The organism is Companilactobacillus suantsaicola (genome assembly GCF_004745525.1).
Taxonomy (GTDB): domain Bacteria; phylum Bacillota; class Bacilli; order Lactobacillales; family Lactobacillaceae; genus Companilactobacillus; species Companilactobacillus suantsaicola.
Genome location: NZ_RKLY01000007.1, coordinates 50,068 through 70,531, shown reverse-complemented (window position 1 = coordinate 70,531; position 20,464 = coordinate 50,068). Strand labels below are relative to the sequence as shown.

The following is a 20,464-nucleotide window of genomic DNA, read 5'->3' as shown; positions in this document are numbered from 1 at the left end:
AAATGAAAATACTTGTTATTGGTTCCGGAGCACGTGAAGATGCAATTTGTAAGGCGCTATTGAAGAACAAAGACAATGTAGTTTTTTGTGCTCCTGGTAATGACGGCATGAAATTGTCCAAGATTAAAACAATTGCTATCGATGAAAATGATTTTGAACATTTGGCAAAATTTGCTGAAACAAATGATGTTGATTTCTCAATTGTTGGTCCAGAAGAACCATTAGTTAACGGGATTGTTGATTTCTTTAAGAGTAAGAATCTAAGAATTTTTGGGCCAAATCAAGAAGCAGCCCAAGTTGAAGGTTCAAAGACCTTTACGAAGAAGATCATGGCGGATGCCAATATCTCGACCGCTCAGTATCAAGAATTTACTAACCTAGAAGATGCTTTAGCTTTTCTAAAACAAAATCAAACTTATCCAATTGTAATCAAGGCTAACGGTTTAGCCGCAGGTAAGGGAGTCTTTATCGTTCAAGATTATTCAGAAGCTAAGACGGTAATGGATGATTTGCTGGATAATCATAAGTTCAATACTTCAAAAGTGATCATCGAAGATTATTTAGAAGGAGAGGAATTCTCCTTGATGGCGTTTGTTGATCATAAACGCTTTTATCCGATGCCTTTAGCACAAGATTATAAAAAGATCTTTGATGGCGATTTAGGACCTAATACGGGTGGAATGGGTGCAGTTTGTCCAGTGCAAAATATTTCTCAAGAGATTGAGCAATTAGCTGTTGAGACAGTATTACAACCATTTGTATCCGAACTAAGAGCACAGGGTATTAAATACACTGGAATCCTTTACGCTGGGTTAATCTTGACTAAAGAAGGAATTAAGGTTATTGAATTCAACGCTCGTTTTGGTGATCCTGAAACCGAAGTGGTTTTGCCACGATTAAAAACTGATTTGGCCTCGATTATTGACCACATCTTGCGTCACAAAAAAATTAAAAAAATTGAGTGGAAGCAAAAAGGACTCAACTTGGGAGTCTTTGCTGTTAGTCAAGGTTATCCTCAGAGACCGACAGTTGGTACTTTAGGAAAAGTAGAAGATTTTAAGAATTGTCCATTAGAAATAAATTTTGCGAGTGTCAAAAAAGAAGATCATCAATTATTCAGTAATGGCGGTCGACTTTATCTGATGAAAGCTCATGCTAAGAATCTATTAGATGCGCAAACAACAATTTATGAACAATTAGGGAAGATGAATAACAATCATATTTTTTATCGAAAAGATATTGGTTGTAATTCAATTGACTAAAAAAAGCGGCCTTTACAGGTCGCTTTTTTTGTTACCACTATTAATATTTTTTCTTTGGTGGGATATACTTGAATTCTGGATTAATTTTTTGGTCAATCTTTTGCCAAGCAACTTCCATGTCATCGTTAACTTGTTTAGTTTGCTGTTCATCTAATTTGGCTTTGAAGTCAAAATCAATCTCTGGACCAACACCGATGGTGATTTTTTGGTGTTTTAAAAGACCAGAAAACTTCAATGGCCCTTGATAGACGAAAGGAACTAATGGTGCTTTAGAAAGCTTAGCAATCAAAGAAGCTCCACCTTTTAATTGTTCAGAATAACGCGTTCCAGATGGGAACATGATCAAAACCTTGTCTTCTTTTTTTAAAGCTTTAACCGGTGTTTTAATTACTGAAGGGCCGGGATGAGCGCGATCAACTGGAAAGGCGTGTGCGTGAACGAGAATAAATCTCAGAATTGGATTCTTGAATAACTCTTTTTTGGCCATAAAGGTAGCTTCTCTAGGTGAAATTACTAAGGCAAAAAAGATTGGTTCCCACCAAGTTCGGTGTGGGGCCACAATAATGTAGGGTTTGTCAGGTAAGTTTTCTTTACCAACGATGTCAAAATGACCGTTGAGAAGAAAAACAATCCCTCTAGCTATTACTCGGATAAACTTATAAAACATTGAATTATCATTCTCCCTAAAATAATCTTAACTTATTTAAAATACCATAAAGCAGGTGCAACATGTCGATAATTTCCCAAGATATTATTTCAAACAGTGGAATCATTATTAATCAAGATAAAGAACTTTATTCTTTTAACCTTGATACTATTTTACTGTATAATTTCGCAAAACCAGCACAAAAAGGCAAAATAGTTGATTTGTGTTCTGGAAATGGCGCAATTGGTTTAACTTTAGCTAGTAAAACTAAAGCAGAAATTTATTTAGTAGAGATTCAAAAAGAACTCGCCCGATTATCGCAAAAAAGTATTGTTGATAATCATTTGGAAAAACAAGTTCATTTGATCAATGCTGATTTAAAGAGTATTAAATCTTGTTTAGATCACGATACAATTGATACAATTGTTTGCAATCCACCTTATTTTAAAGTGAATCAACGGACTGCTACTAAGGAAAATCCAGTTTTAGCAAAGGCACGCCATGAAGTTTTACTTGATCTAGCGGATGTTTGTTATGCCATCAAAGTATTGTTAAAGGAAAACTCGCATGCTTTTTTAGTTTATCGACCTGAAAGACTAACGGAACTACTAATTGAAATGGCAAAACAAAAGTTACAGGCCAGACGGTTGCGTTTTGTCAGGACGACGAAAGAAAAAACTGCTAATCTGGTGTTAGTTGATGCGGTAAAAACAGTTAAAGAGGCATCATTACAAGTTGAACCGGATTTGGTAATGTATGATGATGATCATCAGTTAAGCGAAGAGGCGAATCAAATAATCAATGGCAAACAATAAATATTACGTCTACATTTTGTTGTGCAGTGACCAAACTTTTTATACCGGCACTACTAACGATGTTTCAAAAAGAGTAGCCACTCACAACGCAGGTAAGGGAGCTAAATATACAAAAGTAAGACGACCAGTTAAATTAATGTATAGTGAAGAACTTGAAAATAAATCACAAGCTTTGAAACGAGAAATCGCTATTAAGAAGCTTAGTCGTCCACAAAAAGAAGAATTATTAAAAAGTCAGGGAATTAATTGGCATGACTACTTGATTTCAAAATAAACTTCCCTTATAATATTAAACCGTATTGAATACACACACTCAACGATTCATTCGATGGTGCGCAGGTCGCGTTTTGAATGAATAAGACTTGAGTGGAGGTAAAAACCAGGAGGAACTTTTTATGTCAGTTATTTCTATGAAACAACTTCTTGAAGCCGGTGTACATTTCGGTCACCAAACAAGAAGATGGAACCCTAAGATGAAGCCATTTATCTTTACACAAAGAAATGGTATTTACATCATTGATTTACAAAAAACAGTACGCATGATCGACGATGCTTACAACTATATGAAGGCTGTTGCCGGTGATGATGGTATTTTCCTATTCGTTGGTACAAAGAAACAAGCACAAGATGCTATCGCTGAAGAAGCAACACGTGCTGGCCAATACTATGTTAACCATCGTTGGTTAGGTGGTACTTTGACTAACTGGAACACAATCCAAAAACGTATCAAGAGATTAAAGGACATCAAAGCTATGTCTGAAGACGGTACTTTTGAACGTCTACCTAAGAAAGAAGTTGCTTTACTTACAAAGCAACAAGCTAAGTTAGAGAAATTCCTTGGTGGTATCGAAGATATGCCAAGAATTCCTGATGTTATGTTTATTGTTGACCCTCATAAGGAAAACATTGCTGTTAACGAAGCTAAGAAACTTAACATTCCTATCGTAGCTATGGTTGATACAAACACAGATCCAGATCCTATCGATGTTATCATTCCATCAAACGACGATGCTATTCGTGCCGTTAGATTGATCACATCTAAGATGGCTGACGCTATCGTTGAAGGTAAACAAGGTGAAGAAGCTGTTTCAGATGCAGACTTTGCTAAGGAAGACAACAACGAAAACGCTGATGCTGCTGACGCAAAATCTATTGAAGATTTAGCAGAAGCTAAAAACTCATCAAATAACGAAGATAACAAATAATAATAAGCGTAAAATAGAGTCATCTGAGTAAGATGGCTTTATTTATACGACTGGAGGATTACTAATGGCTAAAATTACTGCTGCTCAAGTTAAAGAATTACGTGATAAGACAAGCGTTGGTATGATGGATGCTAAAAAAGCATTGGTTGCTGCTGACGGTAACATGCAAGAGGCTATCGACAAACTTCGCGAAAAGGGTATTGCTAAAGCTGCTAAGAAGAGTGGAAACATTGCTGCTGAAGGTTTGACACATATCGAAGTTTCAGGTAACAAAGCTGCTATTATCGAAGTTAATTCAGAAACTGACTTTGTTTCATCAAATGACAAATTTATCAATCTTGTAAACGAAATTGGTAAAGCTATTGTTGAAAATGAACCTAAAGACATGGATGAAGCTTTGGCACTTAAGATTGGTGACCAAACAATTAACGACGCCATCACAGGCTTAACAGCTGTTATCGGTGAAAAGATTTCATTGAGACGTTTCCAAGTTCTTGATAAGACTGATTCACAAGTATTCGGTGCTTACTTACATAACGGTGGCTTAATCGGTGCTATCGTTACTCTTGAAGGTAAAGATGAAGATGCTGCTAAAGACGTTGCTATGCACGTTGCAGCTATCAACCCAGAATATATGGATCGTAATCAAGTTCCTGAAGATCGTTTGGAACATGAAAAGGCTATCTTCACTGAAGAAACAAAGGCTGAAGGTAAACCTGAAAAGATTATTCCTAGAATCGTTGAAGGCCGTTTAAACAAGTTCTTGTCAGAAATTAGTTTGGCTGACCAAGAATTCGTTAAGGATTCAGATATGACTGTTCAACAATTCGTTGAATCAAAGAACAGTAAGTTAGTTTCATTCGTTCGTTACGAAGTTGGCGAAGGAATCGAAAAGAAACAAGAAGACTTTGCTGAAGAAGTAAAGAACCAAATGAAGTAATTATTTACTAATTTGAAAGAGAGGTCGCTTAATTCGTAATGAATTAAACGACCTTTTCTTGTATTTAGGGTTGTATCCTAGCAATTTTTATTTAAAAATAGTCAATAGATAAATTTAGACTAATCTAATATGTTAAAATGTTAAATAGCAAAATTAAAGGAGAGTACTTATGCCTGATATCAAGTATAAAAGAGTTATTTTAAAAGTTTCTGGAGAAGCCCTAGCTGGTGAGGTAGGATTTGGAATCAATCCCCCAGTTATTAAACAAATTGCTGAACAAATTAAAAGTGTTCACGATTTAGGTGTCCAAGTAGCCATTGTTTGTGGTGGTGGAAATATTTGGCGTGGTGAAACTGGTGCCGAAATGGGTATGGATCGTGCTCAAGCCGATTACATGGGTATGATGGCCACAGTTATGAATGGTTTAGCACTGCAAGATGGTTTGGAACATATTGGTGTGCCAACACGAGTTCAAACATCAATTGAAATGCGCCAAGTTGCTGAACCTTACATCAGAAGAAAGGCTATTAGACATCTAGAGAAGGGTCGTGTAGTAATCTTTGCTGGTGGGACTGGTAATCCTTACTTCTCAACTGATACAACATCTGTTCTACGTGCTGCTGAAATCGAAGCCGATGTTATTTTGATGGCTAAGAACAATGTCGATGGTGTTTACTCAGCTGATCCTAAGAAAGATCCAAATGCTAAGAAGTATTCAGAATTGACACAACTTGATATTATTAATAAGAACCTTGGAGTAATGGATACAACAGCTTCCTCATTGTCAATGGATAATGATATTCCATTGATCGTCTTTAACTTGAATAAGCCTGAAAATATTAAAAAGGTTGTTCAAGGCGAAAATATTGGAACAATTATAAAGGGTGGTAATGATGACGAATAAAGCGATAACTAAAGCACAAGAAAATATGTCAATTTCAATTGAAGTATTGAGAAAAGAATTGGCCAACATTCGTGCCGGTAAAGCTAATGCTTCAATTTTGAACAATGTTAAAGTTTCATACTATGGTACCGATGTACCTTTGAATCAAGTGGCATCGATCAATATTCCTGAAGCACGTGTATTATTGATTACACCTTATGATCAATCATCACTTGATGATATTGAACATGCTATCAATTCATCAGATTTAGGTTTGAATCCTGCTAATGATGGAAAAGTGATTCGTTTGGTTATCCCACAGCTTACTGGTGAGCGTAGACAAGAGATTGCTAAGCAAGTAGGTAAAGAGGCTGAAGGAACACGAATCGCCGTTAGAAACGTTCGTCGTGAAGCTATGGACGATTTAAAGAAGCAATTGAAAGCTAATGATGTAACTGAGGATGAATTCCATACTTTGGAAAAAGATGTTCAAAAAGTTACTGATTCAGCCATTGCTGATGTTGATAAACTTGCAGCAGCCAAAGAAAAAGAAATTACTGAAGGATAAAATTCCTTATGACAGATGATAGTAAAAAACAATTAGATCCAGAAATATCAGTTCCAAAGCATATCGCCATCATTATGGACGGTAACGGACGTTGGGCTAAAAGAAAAGGTCAGCCAAGAATTGCCGGACATAAAGAAGGGATGGAAAACGTCAAAACGATTGCTACTGCTGCCAGTCATTTAGGAGTTAAAGTTTTGAGTCTATATGCTTTTTCAACTGAAAATTGGAGTCGTCCTAGTAAAGAGGTCAATTTCTTAATGAAATTGCCAGTCGACTTCTTTGGGACTTTTATGCCTGATTTAATTAAAGAGAACATTCAAGTGTTCGTGACTGGATTTACTGATCACTTGCCAGAAAAGACTAAAAAAGTAGTTTTAAAAGCAGTTGAGGATACGAAGGATAATACTGGGATGATCCTCAATTTTGCTTTTAACTATGGTGGTCGTGCTGAAATTGTCAATGCTGCTAAAAATTTGGCAATTGAGGCTGCAAGTGGTTCAATAGACCCAAGCAAGATAGATGATTCTGTATTCGCTGATCATTTGTTAACTAGTCATTTGAAAGATTTGGCAGATCCTGATCTTTTAATTAGAACTAGTGGAGAAGAAAGAATCTCTAACTTCATGCTTTGGCAATTAGCCTATACAGAAATGATTTTTGATGACAGTTATTGGCCAGATTTTACGGTTGATGATTTAATTAAAGACATTAAAGAGTTCGATCGCAGAGATCGACGTTTCGGATCAGTTTAGTTTGGGGGAAAATTATGAAACAACGTGTCATTACTGCCGTTATTGCATTAGCAATCTTTATTCCCATATTGCTAGCGGGCGGAGTTTGGTTAGAGGTTGCAGCTGCAGCTTTAGCCGCAGTTGGTGTTTTTGAGATATACATTATGCGTAAGCGTATCATTGTCTCAGTAGATTTCTTAGTAACAATTTTAGGAACTCTAGTATTAGTTGTACCTAATGGATTTTATGCTGGATGGTTGCCTAAGAGTTTTACACGATTAGATTTATTTTATGTTTTTGCCGTAATTTTGTTGGTAATTACTGTCTTAACAAAGAATAAATTCAATTTTGAAGATGCTGGCGTGTCAGTGGTTTCGATGCTTTACATTGGTACTGGTTTCCATTATTTAGCTGCCGTAAGAAATTCTCAACCCGGTCTTGGCTTGTTGATGTATGCCTTGATTGTCGTTTGGTCAACTGACATTTTTGCCTATACCTTTGGTAGAAAAATTGGTAAACATAAGCTTTGGCCAGCTATTAGTCCCAATAAAACTTGGGAAGGTACTATTGCTGGAATTATCATGGCACTCATTTTATCGGGAGTTTACATGATATTTGTTCCACAAGAATACTCGATCACTACAATGTTGATGATTGCCTTTGTCTTGTCAATTATGGGACAAATGGGTGATTTGATCGAATCAGCTTACAAGCGTTATTACAAAGTTAAGGATTCAGGAAATATTTTACCGGGTCACGGTGGAATTTTAGATCGTTTCGATAGCATGTTGATCGTGTTACCGTTGTTACACATTTTTGGTTTAGTTTAAGCAACTTCTGGAGGTTAAAATGACCGCAATAATTACGTTTATTATCGTTTTTGGTATTTTGGTTATTGTTCATGAATTTGGACATTATTATGCAGCAAAAAAATCCGGCATCTTGGTGCGGGAATTTTCTGTTGGAATGGGGCCAAAGATTGTCGCTTATCGTAAAAACCATACGACCTATACCTTGAGACTATTACCTTTGGGTGGTTACGTTCGAATGGCCGGAGCACAAGAAGACGATTCCGATATTCAACCAGGAACGATGGCATCTTTAGTTTTAAATGATCAAGATAAAGTAGTCAAAATAATAACTTCCAGTAAAGTTTATGATGCAAATGCGGTCCCAGTACAGATTTCTAAATCAGATTTAGTTGATGATTTAGTGATTGAGGGTTATGAAAATGGCGACGAATCAGTCGTTAAAAAGTATTCAGTAGATCATGATGCAACAATTGTTGAAGAAGACGGAACTGAAGTTCAAATCGCACCACGAGATGTTCAACTTCAGTCCGTTTCTGTTTGGAAAAGAATGATCACTAATTTTGCTGGTCCGTTTAATAACTTTGTTCTGGCTGTAGTAGCTGCAATTTTAGCTGCTTTTATGATGAATGGTGTTGCGACAAATCAACTGGGGCATATTGAGAAAAATTCCGTTGCCCAAGCAGCTGGTTTGCAAGTTAACGACACGATTTTGAGTGTTAACGGGAAGAAAACGGGATCTTGGACAGCTCTATCGACCAACATTCAAAATAATCCTGGTAAGAAAACTACTTTGCAAGTTAAGTCTGGTGAAAAGACTAGAACGGTCACTTTGACACCAAAGACGGTTAAATCACAAGGTCAAAAATACGGTCTAATCGGTATTATGCCTAAGCGTGACTCAAGTGTTATCGCTAAGATCAAGTATGGTTTTTCTTACAGTTGGGGTACGACTGTGATGGTCTTTCAAGCTTTAGGAAAGATGGTTTCTGGTGGATTCAACATCAATCAATTATCAGGACCAGTCGGGATTTACTCGATGACATCGCAAGTAGCCTCGCAAGGATTGATCAATATTATTTTATTTACATCAATGCTTTCAATGAACTTAGGAATTGTTAATTTAATTCCAATTCCTGCCTTAGATGGTGGAAAGATTTTATTAAATATCGTTGAAGCAATCAGAAGAAAGCCAATTCCAGAACAATACGAAACAGCCATCACGCTTGTTGGTGTCGGAATTTTAGTACTTTTAATGATTGCTGTTACTTGGAATGATATTCAGCGTTTCTTTATAAAGTAGGGGGATAAGAACTTGAAACAATCAAAATTATATATTCCAACACTGAAGCAAACACCTTCAGATGCGGAAGCTGTCAGTCATCAATTGATGTTGAGAGCCGGATATGTTCGTCAAGTTTCAGCCGGTGTGTATAGTTATTTACCACTTGCCTGGTCTGTAATTCGTAAACTTGAAGATATTATCCGTAAGGAAATGGATAAAGTTGACGCAGCTGAAATGCAAATGCCTGCTATTTTGCCTGCCGACTTGTGGAAAGAAAGTGGCCGTTATGAAACATACGGTGATAATCTTTTCAAATTAAAGGATCGTCATGAAAGAGAGTTCGTTTTAGGACCAACTCATGAAGAAACTTTTACCAGTGTTGTAAAGGAAAGCTTGAATAGTTACAAGAAATTGCCACTTGTTTTATATCAAATGCAAATGAAGTATCGTGATGAAGATCGTCCTCGTTATGGTTTATTACGTGGTCGTGAATTCTTAATGCAAGATGCATATTCATTTACTGCTAATAAAGATCAATTAGATGTTATTTTCAACCAAATGGAACAAGCTTACCGCAACATTTTTGATGCTGCCGGTCTTAATTATCGTGCTATTATCGGTGATGCTGGTGCCATGGGTGGAACTGATTCTAAGGAATTTTCTGCCATTGCTGATATTGGTGAAGATACTATCGCTTATTCAGATGACAGTGACTATTCAGCTAACTTGGAAATGGCCGCAAGTAAAATGGATGAAAATCTAGTTGAAGACAAAAAGGAAGCTAAGGAAGTTGATACTCCTAATGTTCATACAATTTCCGCTTTAGCAGAACTTCTAAAAGTTGAACCAGCTAGAATCATGAAAGCTGTAGCTTATATGGCTGACGACGAACCAGTCTTAGTAATGATTCGTGGCGACTATGATGTCAATGACGTTAAATTGAAGAATTATTTGGGTGCTGATTTCTTACGTGAAGCTACACCTGAAGAAGTTAGTGATGTCTTCAAGAGTGTACCTGGCTTTATCGGTCCTAAAGGTATGGATGAAAAAGTTAAGGTCTTGTACGATAGTTCATTAGTTGGTTTAATGAATTTTGTCGTTGGTTTGAACAAAGCTGATGTGCATCTCTTTAACGCTAACTTTGATGACATTGTTGAAGAGACTCCTGAATTTAGAGATTTCCGTATTATCAAGGAAGGTGAAACTTCACCTGATGGCCACGGTAAAATCAAATTCACTCGTGGTATTGAAATTGGTCACATTTTCAAATTGGGTACTAAATTCTCTAAAGCATTGGGTGCTAATTTCTTAGATGAAAATGGAAAATCAAATCCATTGATCATGGGTTGTTACGGTATCGGAATTTCTCGTTTGTTGTCAGCTATCATTGAACAACACAATGACGAGAATGGAATTATTTGGCCAGTTGCACTAGCTCCATACCAAATCCATGTTGTTCCAATTAAGTACAATAATGACGTTCAAGGCAAATTGAGTGACGAAATTGTTGAATTGTTGCAAAATGAAGGATACGATGTTTTACTTGATGATCGTAAAGAACGTCCAGGTGTTAAATTTGCCGATTCAGATTTGATTGGTTTACCAATTAGAATCACAGTTGGTAAAAAGGCAGCTGACGGAATTGTTGAACTAAAGATAAGAAGTACTGGTGAAACAATTGAAGTAAGTAAAGATGAATTAGTAAATTCAGTAAAAATATTGCTTAAGAATCAGTAATGAGGCTTAGGCCTTTTTTATTTTCGAAGGATAGAATATGTCAGATACAAAACAACTTTTTCAAATTTTAGTTAAGCAAATTAAACTCGAAAGTCTTTTACCATCGCAAGATTCATTTGTTGATGGCAAATTAAATAAATTGGAAGTCCATAAAAATAGTAAGAGATGGACTTTCTTTTTTGAGTTCAAACAAGTTTTGCCATTTAAAGAGTTTATGACTTTTGTTCAGGCCTTGCGTGCTAGTTTTGAAGGAATCGCACAAGTTAACTTTGAAATCAAAACGACTCAATCTCAATTGAATGAACAAGATATTAAAGATTATTGGAACTATGTCTTAAATGACTGTAATGTTCAATCGCCAATGGTCTTAGATAAGATTAGTCAAACACCGCCACATATGGAAAATGACCAAGTTTTTTTGGATGTTTCAAATGATTTCATGGCTGATGTTGTCAATGGTAAAGTCGTTGAAGGTTTGCAGTCAGAATACAGCAGTCTCGGTTTTCCTGATTTCAAGATTCGAACCAATATTGATGAAGCCAAGTATCAAGAAAAAGCAGCAGCGATGAAAGCTGCTAACGAAGAAAAAACTAAGCAATTTCAAGCTAAAGCTAAAGAAGTTAGTGAGAAAAAAGCCGCTAAACCAGCTGGAAACGTGTCTAAGGTTGGTCGCAAGATTCCTAATGATCAAGAGATCACGCAAATGGTCGATATCATCGAAGAAGACCGTAACAAAGTTGTTGAAGGTTATGTCTTTGATATTGATGTTCGTAAATTGAAGTCTGGACGTTCATTGTTGATTATGAAAGTGACTGATTATACTTCTTCATTCAGTATCAAGAAGTTTTCTAATGGCGAAGATGACGAAAACTTCTTTGCTAGTCTAGACAAGGGAACTTGGATCAGAGTACGTGGAAATGTACAAGAAGATAATTTTTCTCGTGAATTGGTCATTATGGCTAATGATATCAATATCATCAAACATGAAAATCGTCAGGATACTGCTCCAGAAGACAATAAGCGAATCGAATTACATGCACATACGAATATGAGTCAAATGGATGCCATTCCGAGTGCAACCGATTTGATCAAACGTGCAAGTTCTTGGGGTCAAACGGGAATTGCTATCACTGATCATCATGCTTTACAGGCCTTTCCGGAAGCTTACAATGCTGGAAAGAAATTTGGCGTTAAGATTGCCTACGGTGTTGAAGTTGATTTAGTTGATGAAGGCAATCCAATTGCGTATAACTTGCGTGATCAGGATCTAAAAGGTAGCGAGTATGTCATTTTTGATACCGAAACAACTGGTCTGTCGGCAGTTTATGACTCAATCATTGAAATTGGTGCCACAAGAATGAAGGATGGCGAAGTGGTGGCCCGCTTTGATAAATTTATTAATCCCGGTCATCCTTTGTCTGATGTCACGACTAATTTGACCAGTATCACTGATGAAATGGTTAAAGATGCTGGTGATGAGCAGACAGTTGTTGGTGAATTCATGGATGACTTTGTGGGTGACGCTATCTTAGTTGGTCACAATGTTACTTTTGATATGGGATTCATGAATGCGGCCTTAACGAGAATGGGGCGCTCAAGATTATTAATGCCGGTGATCGATACTTTGGAAATGTCACGAACATTACATTCTGAATATCGTAATCACAAATTGGATTCATTGGCTAAACGTTACAATATTGTTTTGGAACATCACCATCGTGCCGATTCTGATGCTGAAACGACTGGCTATTTGATGTATAAGTTATTTGAGGAACTGGAAGACAAGTTTGGTACGACTAATGTCGATCAATTAAATGATCACATTGGTGGGGACGAAGCCTACAAGCAAGCCCGCCCAAGTCATGCAATTTTACTAGCTAAGACTCAAGCCGGTCTGAAGAATATGTTCAAAATTGTTTCGTATTCAATGACCAGATATTTTTATCGAACAGCTCGAGTTCCCCGCCGTTTGTTGAACAAGTATCGTGAAGGAATTATTGTTGGTTCAGCTTGTGAGAATGGTGAAGTATTTACTAGTATGATGCAAAAGGGTTATGACGATACTCGTGAATTGGCTCAATATTACGATTATTTAGAGGTCATGCCTAAGACTTTGTATCAACATCTGATTGATATCAAAATTATCAAAGATGAAGATGCACTTGAACAGATTTTGAAAAATATCGTTAAATTAGGAAAAGAATTGAATAAACCAGTTGTAGCAACTGGGGATATTCATTATCTTGATCCACATGACAAAGTTTATCGTGATATTGTCATCAAAGCTGTTAAGAGTAACGCTTTGGCTCGTCGACCAGAGTTGCCAGATGTTCAATTTAGAACGACTAATGAGATGTTTGATGAGTTTAGTTTTATGGATCAACAGACGGAACAAGAAATCATTGTCGATAATCCCAAGAAGATCATGGATTCAATTGATGAAATGTCACCCGTCAAGGATAAACTGTATACTCCAAAAATGGAGGGTGCGGAAGATGAAATTCGCAGTTTGACGATGAATAAAGCACATGAATTATATGGTGATCCACTGCCAGAACTAGTTCAAAAGCGAATGGATAGAGAATTGAAGAGTATCATTGGTAATGGGTTCTCAGTTATTTATTTGATTGCTCAACGGCTAGTTTATAAATCTAACAAAGATGGTTATTTGGTTGGTTCCCGTGGTTCCGTTGGCTCAAGTTTCGTTGCGACGATGACAGGAATTACGGAAGTTAATCCTTTGCCACCACATTATCGTTGTCCTAAGTGTAAGTATTCAGAATTCTTTACCAAAGGTGAAGTAGGTTCTGGGTATGATTTACCAGACAAGAAATGTCCTAAATGTGGTGCTGAATTGGCCAAAGATGGTCAGGATATTCCTTTTGAAACTTTCTTAGGTTTTAAAGGTGATAAGGTTCCTGATATTGATTTGAACTTCTCTGGTGATTATCAACCTGTTGCCCATAATTATACGAAAGTATTGTTTGGGGAAGATCATGTTTTCCGTGCCGGTACGATTGGTACGATTGCTGATCGAACAGCGTTTGGTTACGTTAAAAATTATGAAGAGCTAACTGGTCAAAACTTCAGAAACGCTGAGGAAGAACGTTTGGCTATGGGATCGACTGGTGTTAAACGAACAACTGGTCAACATCCAGCTGGTATCATTGTTGTGCCAGACTACATGGATATTTTCGACTTTACGCCAATCCAATATCCAGCTGATGATCAAAGTGCACTTTGGAAAACGACTCACTTTGATTTCCATTCGATCCATGATAATATCTTAAAGCTTGATATCTTAGGACATGATGATCCGACGATGATTCGTATGCTACAAGATTTGTCAGGAATCGATCCAAAGGGTTTACCAGTTAAGGATCCTGGAGTTATGCAATTGTTTAGTGGTACCGAATCACTCAATGTTACGCCAGAACAAATCTTTTCTAAGACCGGTACACTAGGAGTTCCCGAATTTGGTACTAGATTTGTTCGAGGCATGTTAGAAAAGACTCATCCAACTACTTTTGCTGAATTGCTCCAGATCTCAGGTTTATCTCATGGGACGGATGTTTGGTTAGGTAACGCGGAAGAGTTAATCGACAAAGGGGTCGTTACTCTGAAAGATGTTATTGGTTGTCGTGATAATATCATGATGGATTTGATTCACTATGGAATGGATTCACAGATGGCCTTTCAAATTATGGAACATGTTAGAAAAGGTCGTGGTATTCCAGATGACTGGAAACAAGCCATGAAGGATGCCGATGTACCTGATTGGTATATTGACTCTTGTTTGAAGATCAAGTATATGTTCCCTAGAGCCCATGCGACTGCTTATATCATCATGGCGCTCAGAATTGCTTACTTTAAAGTCCATTATCCACTTTATTATTATTGTGCATATTTCTCAGTTCGAGCTGACGATTTCGATTTAGTTGCCATGACGACCGGAAAAGATGCTGTTAAGGCTTCAATGAAAGCTATCAACGATAAAGGGATGGACGCATCAACTAAAGAAAAGAACTTATTGACAGTTTTGGAATTGGCTAATGAATGTTTGGAACGTGGTTTTAAGATCAAGATGGTTGATTTAGAGAAGTCAGATGCGTTTGATTTCAAGATCATCGATGACAAGACGCTTCTAGCACCTTTCAATGCCATTCCTGGCCTAGGTGATAACGTTGCCAAGCAAATCGTTGCTGCCCGTGAGGAACAACCATTCTTATCTAAACAAGATTTAGGTACTCGCGGAAAAGTTTCGAAAACTATTATCGAATACATGACAGAAAATCATGTTTTAGATGGAATGCCCGACGAAAATCAATTGTCATTGTTCTAGGTATGGTTGTTATAAGTTGCTTTAATAGTTAAAATATGTTAAATTAACTACTAGTTAATTACTGATTAATGAGTGAGCAGAAATGCTCACTCTTTTTATTGCCGATTACTTTGGAGGAATGTCCTTGGATACAAAAGTTGAAGAATTAAAAGCCATTTTACAGCCAATCTTGGATCAACATGATTTCTTTTTAGTTGATCTTGAATTTGTACACGAACGTGGAGATTGGTATTTGAGAGTTTATGCGGATAAGAAGGGCGGAATCAGCATCGATGATTGCGCGCTTATTAGTGAGGAATATGGTGAAAAGTTGGATGAATTGAATCCAATTGAACCTGCATATTACCTGGAAGTTTCATCTCCAGGTGCAGAGCGCCCCTTAAAAAACGATGAGTCTCTTTTAGATTATGTTGATGACTACGTACACGTATCACTCTATCAAAAACAAGATGGTCAAAAAGCTTTTGAAGGAACCTTATTAGAAGTAACAGATGCGAAGATAACTTTAAATGTAAAAGTTAAGAATTTAAAGAAACAAGTAGAGATTAGTCGTGACAACATCGCTAAGATCAGACTTGCAATCGAATTCTAAGGAGAAAATCATGAGTAAAGAAATGGTTGAAGCACTTGATGCACTTGAAAAAGAAAAAGGTATCAAGAAAGAATATGTTATTGAATCATTGGAAGCTGCTCTAGTAGCTGCTTATAAGAGAAATTATAACCAAGCTCAAAACGTTGATGTTGAATTTGACGCAAAAAAGGGTAATATACATGTTTATGCAGTTAAAGAAGTAGTTGAAGAAATCGCTGATGAACGTTTAGAAGTTAGTTTGGAAGATGCACAAAAGAAGAGTAAGGGTTATGAAATCGGTGATCACATTAAAGAAGAGGTCACACCAAAAGATTTCGGTCGGATTGCTGCTCAAACAGCTAAGCAAGTAATCATGCAACGTGTTCGTGAAGCTGAACGTGACATTATTTACAATGAATATAGTCAATATGAGCATGAAATTATTCAAGGAACAGTTGAACGTTCTGACAATCGCTACGTCTATATCAATTTTGGTAAAATCGAAGCTGTTATGTCAAAAAATGATCAGATGCCTGGCGAAGTTTACAATTCACGCGACAGAATTCGTGTGTATGTAACAAAAGTGGAAAATGCTACTAAAGGCCCACAAGTATTCGTTTCTAGAACTGATCCAGGTTTGGTCAAACGTTTATTTGAACAAGAAGTCCCAGAAATATATGATGGAACTGTAGAAATCGTCTCGATTGCTCGTGAAGCTGGAGATAGAACTAAGATTGCCGTTAAATCAGATAACCCTGATGTTGATCCTGTTGGAACTTGTGTTGGACCAAAGGGTGCTCGTGTTCAAGCCGTTGTGGATGAATTAAATGGTGAAAATATCGATGTTGTTCCTTATGTCGATGATCCAGTTGACTTCATCGCCAATGCTTTGAATCCAGCTGAAGTGATTGCTGTTCAATTCGATGAAAATGATAAGAAACAATGTATTGTAATCGTGCCTGACTATCACTTGTCATTAGCAATTGGTAAAAAGGGTCAAAATGCTCGTTTAGCAGCCAAATTGACTGGCTATAAGATTGACATCAAACCAGAATCACAAGTTGAATTCGTTGATGACAGTGACCAAGATGTTGATATTGAAGACGTTGAAAGTGGCAAGATCGATATCGATAAGACTAGAGAAAATGCTGCCAATGCAGATGATGCACATAATCCCGCTGACGACATCCAAGATGATGACGACAATGGTGACGACAATACATCACAAGAATAGGGGTGATAGATTTGGCAACTCGTAAGATACCTATGCGTAAAGATATTTTAACGAATAAGATGTATCCAAAAAGAGAAATGGTTCGGATCGTTAAAGACAAAGAAGGTAATATTTCAATTGATCCAACTGGCAAGAAGCCCGGACGTGGTGCTTATGTCGGTCTAGATCCTGAAGCCGTTAAAACTGCAAAATCTAAGAAATCACTTGAGAAAGTATTTTCTCATGCAGTACCAGAAAACTTTTATGATGAACTATTTGAATTTGTTGATCATCAAAAGGCAAGAATGGATCTTTTTGGAGATCTAGGAAAGAAACATTAATTAATGGAATCATTTTTAAATTTATTAGGCTTAGCTGTTCGAGCTGGCAAATATATTAGTGGGACTGACTTAACACTTAATGGAGTGCGTTCCGGAAAAATCAAACTGGTTATTATGGCCGAAGACTGCAGTCCAAGAACTAAAAAAGATTTGCACAATAAGGCAAACTATTATAATGTACCAGTGATAGATACGATAAGTAGTAATTCATTAAAAATGGCTATAGGAAAAGACAGAAAAGTTATGGGAATAACAGATTTTGGATTTGCTAAAAGGTTAGAAGAAATTATGGACAATTAAGGAGAGTGATAGGATGGTCAAAAAGAGAATTTATACTATTGCAAAAGAAAACGGTGTTGAAAATCAAGTAGTTCTTGATGCCGCCGCAAAATTGGGTGTGGATGTGAAGAATCATATGTCATCAGTAGATGAGAATGCTGAAAAGAAAATCGTAAGTAATTTAAAGGGTGCAAAGAAGCCAAGTAAGCCTTCAACACCAAACAAAAACCAATCACAAAGTAATCATTCACAAAATAGTGGTGAGAAACGTGAAAATGGTAATCACAATTCAGGTGATCACAAAACAAAAATTAAGATCACCGCTGTAAGAAGAGATACTAATAAGGGTAAAGGTCACTTTGACCGTCGTAACAACAACCACAACTCCAATGGTAATCGTCCAAACAGCAACAATCACCGCCCTAACAACAATAGTAATAATAGTGGCAATACTAACAATCGCAACAATAACAATAGCAACCACAATAATCACAACAATGAGAATCGTCGCGACAATCGCAATTCTCAAAATCGTGATAACAGAAATAGAAACAACAATAGACGTGATCGTTCTACTGTCCAAGGTCAAGCTCCACGTCCAAGACAAAGTGCAGGTAATAAGTATCTAGAACAATTTAAGACGAATATTCAAGATGCTAGTCGTATTCCTAGTCACCCAACTAGAAATAACAACCACAACAATCGCAATGGTGAAAACAATAATAACCATAAGAACAATCACCGTCCTAACAATAACGAAAATCGTTATAAGAACAATAACAACCATAACAACGATAACCGTAACAACAATTCTCAAAACAGAAAACCCAATAACAATAACAACAACATTGCTGCTAAGGCTAAAGCCACTCCAAAAGCAACAATGAAACCTGTTGAAGTTCCAAAGCCAGAGTACAAGAAGTCAAAACCTACTAATAACAACCGTGACTTTGGTCACAAGCAAAACCTTGCTAATCCATTCGGAAGTCGTAAGAAGAAGAAGGAACGCAAGCGTCAACAAAGACAACGTACTGAACCTAAGAAGCCAATGCCACAAAGAAAGGAACGTCCATTACCAGAAACACTTGTTTACACAGTTGGTATGAACGCTCAAGACATTGGTAAGTTGATTCATAGAGAACCAGCCGAAATCGTTAAGAAGTTGTTTATGCTTGGTATTATGATCAATCAAAACAAGTCTTTGGATAAGGATACAATTGAATTATTAGCTGAAGATTACGGCATTAAAGCTCAAGAAAAAGTTCAAGAAGATGTTGCCGATATTGACAAGTACTTCGAAACAGAAGTTAATACAACTGATAATCTTGAAACTCGCCCACCAGTAGTTACTATCATGGGACACGTTGATCATGGTAAGACAACCTTACTTGATCATTTGAGACATACTCATGTTACTGCCGGTGAAGCAGGTGGTATCACACAACATATTGGTGCTTATCAAGTTCGTCTAAAGGACAGATTGATTACATTCTTGGATACTCCAGGACATGCTGCCTTTACTAACATGCGTGCTCGTGGTGCTGATATTACTGATATCGTTATCTTGGTTGTAGCTGCTGATGATGGTGTTATGCCACAGACAGTTGAAGCTATCAACCATGCTAAGGCCGCAAATGACCCAATTATCGTAGCTATCAATAAGATCGATAAGCCAGGTGCTAACCCACAACATGTTACTGAAGAATTAATGAAGTATGATCTTGTACCAGAAGATTATGGTGGGGATACTATCTTCGTTAATATTTCAGCTAAGATGGGTACAAACATCGACGAATTGCTCGAAATGGTTCTTTTGGAATCTGATGTTTTGGAACTTAAAGCAAATCCTAAGCAAAAAGCTGTTGGTACAGTTATTGAAGCTAAGTTGGATAAAGGCCGTGGACCAGTTGCATCACTATTGGTACAACAAGGTACATTGCATGTCGGTGATCCAATCGTTGTTGGTAATACCTTTGGTCGTGTTAGAACAATGACAAACTACAACGGTAAAGAAATCAAGAATGCTAAACCTTCAGAACCAGTTGAAATTACTGGTCTAAACGAAGTCCCTGAATCAGCTGATAAGTTTGTTGTCTTCGATGATGAAAAGACAGCTCGTGCTGCTGGTGAGGAACGTGCTAGTCGTGCCCTTCAAAAGGAACGTCAAAACACTAACCCAGTTACACTTGATAACTTATTTGAGACAATGAAAGAAGGAGAACTCAAGCAAGTTGACGTTATTATTAAGGCCGATGTACAAGGTTCTGCTGAAGCCATTGCCGGAAGTTTGAAGAAGATCGAAGTTAAGGGTGTTCGTGTCAATATCATCCATTCTGCTGTTGGTGCTATTACTGAAAGTGATGTTAACCTTGCTGCAGCAAGTAACGCTATCATCATTGGATTTAATGTTCGTCCAACTGCTCAAGCTAAAGTACAAGCTAAGGATGAAAATGTTGATATCAGACTTCACCGTGTCATTTACAAGGCTATCGATGAAATTGAAGCTGCCATGAAGGGTATGCTAGAACCAGTTTATGAAGAAAAAGTTATTGGTAACTTGACAGTCCGTGAAACATACAACGTTTCTAAGATTGGTACAATTGCTGGTTGCTATGTCAATAGTGGTAAGATTCAACGTGATAGTGGTGTTAGACTTATCAGAGATGGCATCGTTATTACTGAAGGTAAATTAGCTTCACTTAAACGTTTCAAGGATGATGTCAAAGAAGTTGGTTCTGGATTCGAATGTGGTATCACAATCGAGAACTACAATGACATCAAGATTGGTGATGAAATTGAAGCCTATGTAATGGAAGAAGTTCCAGTTAAATAGGAGG

The 20,464-nt window shown here is 37.1% G+C and carries 18 protein-coding genes; 17 read left to right on the top strand and 1 reads right to left on the bottom strand.

What is annotated here, in order from left to right; all coding sequences use genetic code 11:
- Positions 1 to 2: 2 nt before the first annotated feature.
- The gene (gene purD, locus EGT49_RS04110) at positions 3 to 1,262 is read left to right on the top strand and encodes a phosphoribosylamine--glycine ligase (protein WP_135371782.1); all 1,260 of its coding nucleotides are present in this window, start codon (positions 3 to 5) and stop codon (positions 1,260 to 1,262) included.
- A gap of 40 nt (positions 1,263 to 1,302) precedes the next feature.
- Here purD and EGT49_RS04105 read toward each other — a convergent pair whose 3' ends face one another.
- Entirely contained in the window at positions 1,303 to 1,929 is a 627-nt protein-coding gene (locus tag EGT49_RS04105; protein WP_135371780.1) for a lysophospholipid acyltransferase family protein, read from the bottom strand.
- A gap of 62 nt (positions 1,930 to 1,991) precedes the next feature.
- Here EGT49_RS04105 and EGT49_RS04100 point away from each other — a divergent pair, with 62 nt between their 5' ends.
- From EGT49_RS04100 to infB, 16 genes are all read left to right on the top strand, one after another.
- Complete coding sequence (locus tag EGT49_RS04100; RefSeq protein WP_135371778.1) at positions 1,992 to 2,723, top strand: tRNA1(Val) (adenine(37)-N6)-methyltransferase; 732 nt, start codon at positions 1,992 to 1,994, stop codon at positions 2,721 to 2,723.
- On the top strand, positions 2,710 to 2,997 hold the full coding sequence (locus EGT49_RS04095; RefSeq protein WP_135371776.1) for a GIY-YIG nuclease family protein: 288 nt from the start codon (positions 2,710 to 2,712) through the stop codon (positions 2,995 to 2,997). Before EGT49_RS04100 ends, EGT49_RS04095 begins: the two co-directional genes overlap by 14 nt.
- A gap of 121 nt (positions 2,998 to 3,118) precedes the next feature.
- A complete protein-coding gene (rpsB, locus tag EGT49_RS04090) occupies positions 3,119 to 3,928 on the top strand; it encodes a 30S ribosomal protein S2 (RefSeq protein WP_135371774.1) in 810 nt (269 codons plus the stop codon).
- A 64-nt stretch (positions 3,929 to 3,992) separates the two neighbouring features.
- A complete protein-coding gene (gene tsf, locus EGT49_RS04085) occupies positions 3,993 to 4,868 on the top strand; it encodes a translation elongation factor Ts (RefSeq protein WP_135371772.1) in 876 nt (291 codons plus the stop codon).
- A 169-nt stretch (positions 4,869 to 5,037) separates the two neighbouring features.
- On the top strand, positions 5,038 to 5,772 hold the full coding sequence (gene pyrH / locus EGT49_RS04080) for a UMP kinase (RefSeq protein ID WP_135371770.1): 735 nt from the start codon (positions 5,038 to 5,040) through the stop codon (positions 5,770 to 5,772).
- Positions 5,762 to 6,319: a ribosome recycling factor gene (gene frr / locus EGT49_RS04075; RefSeq protein WP_135371844.1), complete on the top strand. Its 558-nt coding sequence runs from the start codon at positions 5,762 to 5,764 to the stop codon at positions 6,317 to 6,319. The genes pyrH and frr overlap by 11 nt, the downstream gene beginning before the upstream one ends.
- A gap of 8 nt (positions 6,320 to 6,327) precedes the next feature.
- Complete coding sequence (locus tag EGT49_RS04070; protein WP_135371768.1) at positions 6,328 to 7,071, top strand: undecaprenyl pyrophosphate synthase; 744 nt, start codon at positions 6,328 to 6,330, stop codon at positions 7,069 to 7,071.
- 14 nt (positions 7,072 to 7,085) lie between these two features.
- On the top strand, positions 7,086 to 7,880 hold the full coding sequence (locus EGT49_RS04065) for a phosphatidate cytidylyltransferase (RefSeq protein WP_135371766.1): 795 nt from the start codon (positions 7,086 to 7,088) through the stop codon (positions 7,878 to 7,880).
- 19 nt (positions 7,881 to 7,899) lie between these two features.
- Positions 7,900 to 9,162, top strand: coding sequence for an RIP metalloprotease RseP (gene rseP / locus EGT49_RS04060; RefSeq protein ID WP_135371764.1), 1,263 nt, complete (start codon positions 7,900 to 7,902; stop codon positions 9,160 to 9,162).
- 12 nt (positions 9,163 to 9,174) lie between these two features.
- A complete protein-coding gene (locus EGT49_RS04055; RefSeq protein ID WP_135371762.1) occupies positions 9,175 to 10,881 on the top strand; it encodes a proline--tRNA ligase in 1,707 nt (568 codons plus the stop codon).
- 37 nt (positions 10,882 to 10,918) lie between these two features.
- Positions 10,919 to 15,223 (top strand): PolC-type DNA polymerase III, encoded by a 4,305-nt coding sequence (locus tag EGT49_RS04050; protein WP_135371760.1) that lies wholly within the window; start codon positions 10,919 to 10,921, stop codon positions 15,221 to 15,223.
- Between the two features lie 118 nt (positions 15,224 to 15,341).
- Positions 15,342 to 15,815 (top strand): ribosome maturation factor RimP, encoded by a 474-nt coding sequence (rimP, locus tag EGT49_RS04045; protein WP_179949617.1) that lies wholly within the window; start codon positions 15,342 to 15,344, stop codon positions 15,813 to 15,815.
- A 10-nt stretch (positions 15,816 to 15,825) separates the two neighbouring features.
- Positions 15,826 to 17,028 (top strand): transcription termination factor NusA, encoded by a 1,203-nt coding sequence (gene nusA / locus EGT49_RS04040; protein WP_135371756.1) that lies wholly within the window; start codon positions 15,826 to 15,828, stop codon positions 17,026 to 17,028.
- A gap of 11 nt (positions 17,029 to 17,039) precedes the next feature.
- On the top strand, positions 17,040 to 17,348 hold the full coding sequence (rnpM, locus tag EGT49_RS04035) for an RNase P modulator RnpM (protein WP_179949616.1): 309 nt from the start codon (positions 17,040 to 17,042) through the stop codon (positions 17,346 to 17,348).
- Between the two features lie 3 nt (positions 17,349 to 17,351).
- Positions 17,352 to 17,648 carry a L7Ae/L30e/S12e/Gadd45 family ribosomal protein gene (locus EGT49_RS04030; protein WP_135371754.1) on the top strand — a complete coding sequence of 99 codons (297 nt, stop codon included), beginning with the start codon at positions 17,352 to 17,354 and terminating at the stop codon, positions 17,646 to 17,648.
- A 13-nt stretch (positions 17,649 to 17,661) separates the two neighbouring features.
- Positions 17,662 to 20,460 carry a translation initiation factor IF-2 gene (gene infB / locus EGT49_RS04025; RefSeq protein ID WP_135371752.1) on the top strand — a complete coding sequence of 933 codons (2,799 nt, stop codon included), beginning with the start codon at positions 17,662 to 17,664 and terminating at the stop codon, positions 20,458 to 20,460.
- Positions 20,461 to 20,464 lie beyond the last annotated feature (4 nt).

What these genes read in the sequence shown, in the direction of transcription:
- rpsB (WP_135371774.1), top strand. Translation starts at nt 3,119, where the DNA reads ATGTCAGTTATTTCTATGAAACAACTTCTTGAAGCCGGTGTACATTTC.
- EGT49_RS04030 (WP_135371754.1), top strand. Translation starts at nt 17,352, where the DNA reads ATGGAATCATTTTTAAATTTATTAGGCTTAGCTGTTCGAGCTGGCAAA.
- EGT49_RS04095 (WP_135371776.1), top strand. Translation starts at nt 2,710, where the DNA reads ATGGCAAACAATAAATATTACGTCTACATTTTGTTGTGCAGTGACCAA.
- rseP (WP_135371764.1), top strand. Translation starts at nt 7,900, where the DNA reads ATGACCGCAATAATTACGTTTATTATCGTTTTTGGTATTTTGGTTATT.
- frr (WP_135371844.1), top strand. Translation starts at nt 5,762, where the DNA reads ATGACGAATAAAGCGATAACTAAAGCACAAGAAAATATGTCAATTTCA.
- nusA (WP_135371756.1), top strand. Translation starts at nt 15,826, where the DNA reads ATGAGTAAAGAAATGGTTGAAGCACTTGATGCACTTGAAAAAGAAAAA.
- purD (WP_135371782.1), top strand. Translation starts at nt 3, where the DNA reads ATGAAAATACTTGTTATTGGTTCCGGAGCACGTGAAGATGCAATTTGT.
- rimP (WP_179949617.1), top strand. Translation starts at nt 15,342, where the DNA reads ATGTCCTTGGATACAAAAGTTGAAGAATTAAAAGCCATTTTACAGCCA.
- EGT49_RS04065 (WP_135371766.1), top strand. Translation starts at nt 7,086, where the DNA reads ATGAAACAACGTGTCATTACTGCCGTTATTGCATTAGCAATCTTTATT.
- EGT49_RS04105 (WP_135371780.1), bottom strand. Translation starts at nt 1,929, where the DNA reads ATGTTTTATAAGTTTATCCGAGTAATAGCTAGAGGGATTGTTTTTCTT.
- infB (WP_135371752.1), top strand. Translation starts at nt 17,662, where the DNA reads ATGGTCAAAAAGAGAATTTATACTATTGCAAAAGAAAACGGTGTTGAA.
- EGT49_RS04070 (WP_135371768.1), top strand. Translation starts at nt 6,328, where the DNA reads ATGACAGATGATAGTAAAAAACAATTAGATCCAGAAATATCAGTTCCA.
- EGT49_RS04100 (WP_135371778.1), top strand. Translation starts at nt 1,992, where the DNA reads ATGTCGATAATTTCCCAAGATATTATTTCAAACAGTGGAATCATTATT.
- EGT49_RS04050 (WP_135371760.1), top strand. Translation starts at nt 10,919, where the DNA reads ATGTCAGATACAAAACAACTTTTTCAAATTTTAGTTAAGCAAATTAAA.
- tsf (WP_135371772.1), top strand. Translation starts at nt 3,993, where the DNA reads ATGGCTAAAATTACTGCTGCTCAAGTTAAAGAATTACGTGATAAGACA.
- pyrH (WP_135371770.1), top strand. Translation starts at nt 5,038, where the DNA reads ATGCCTGATATCAAGTATAAAAGAGTTATTTTAAAAGTTTCTGGAGAA.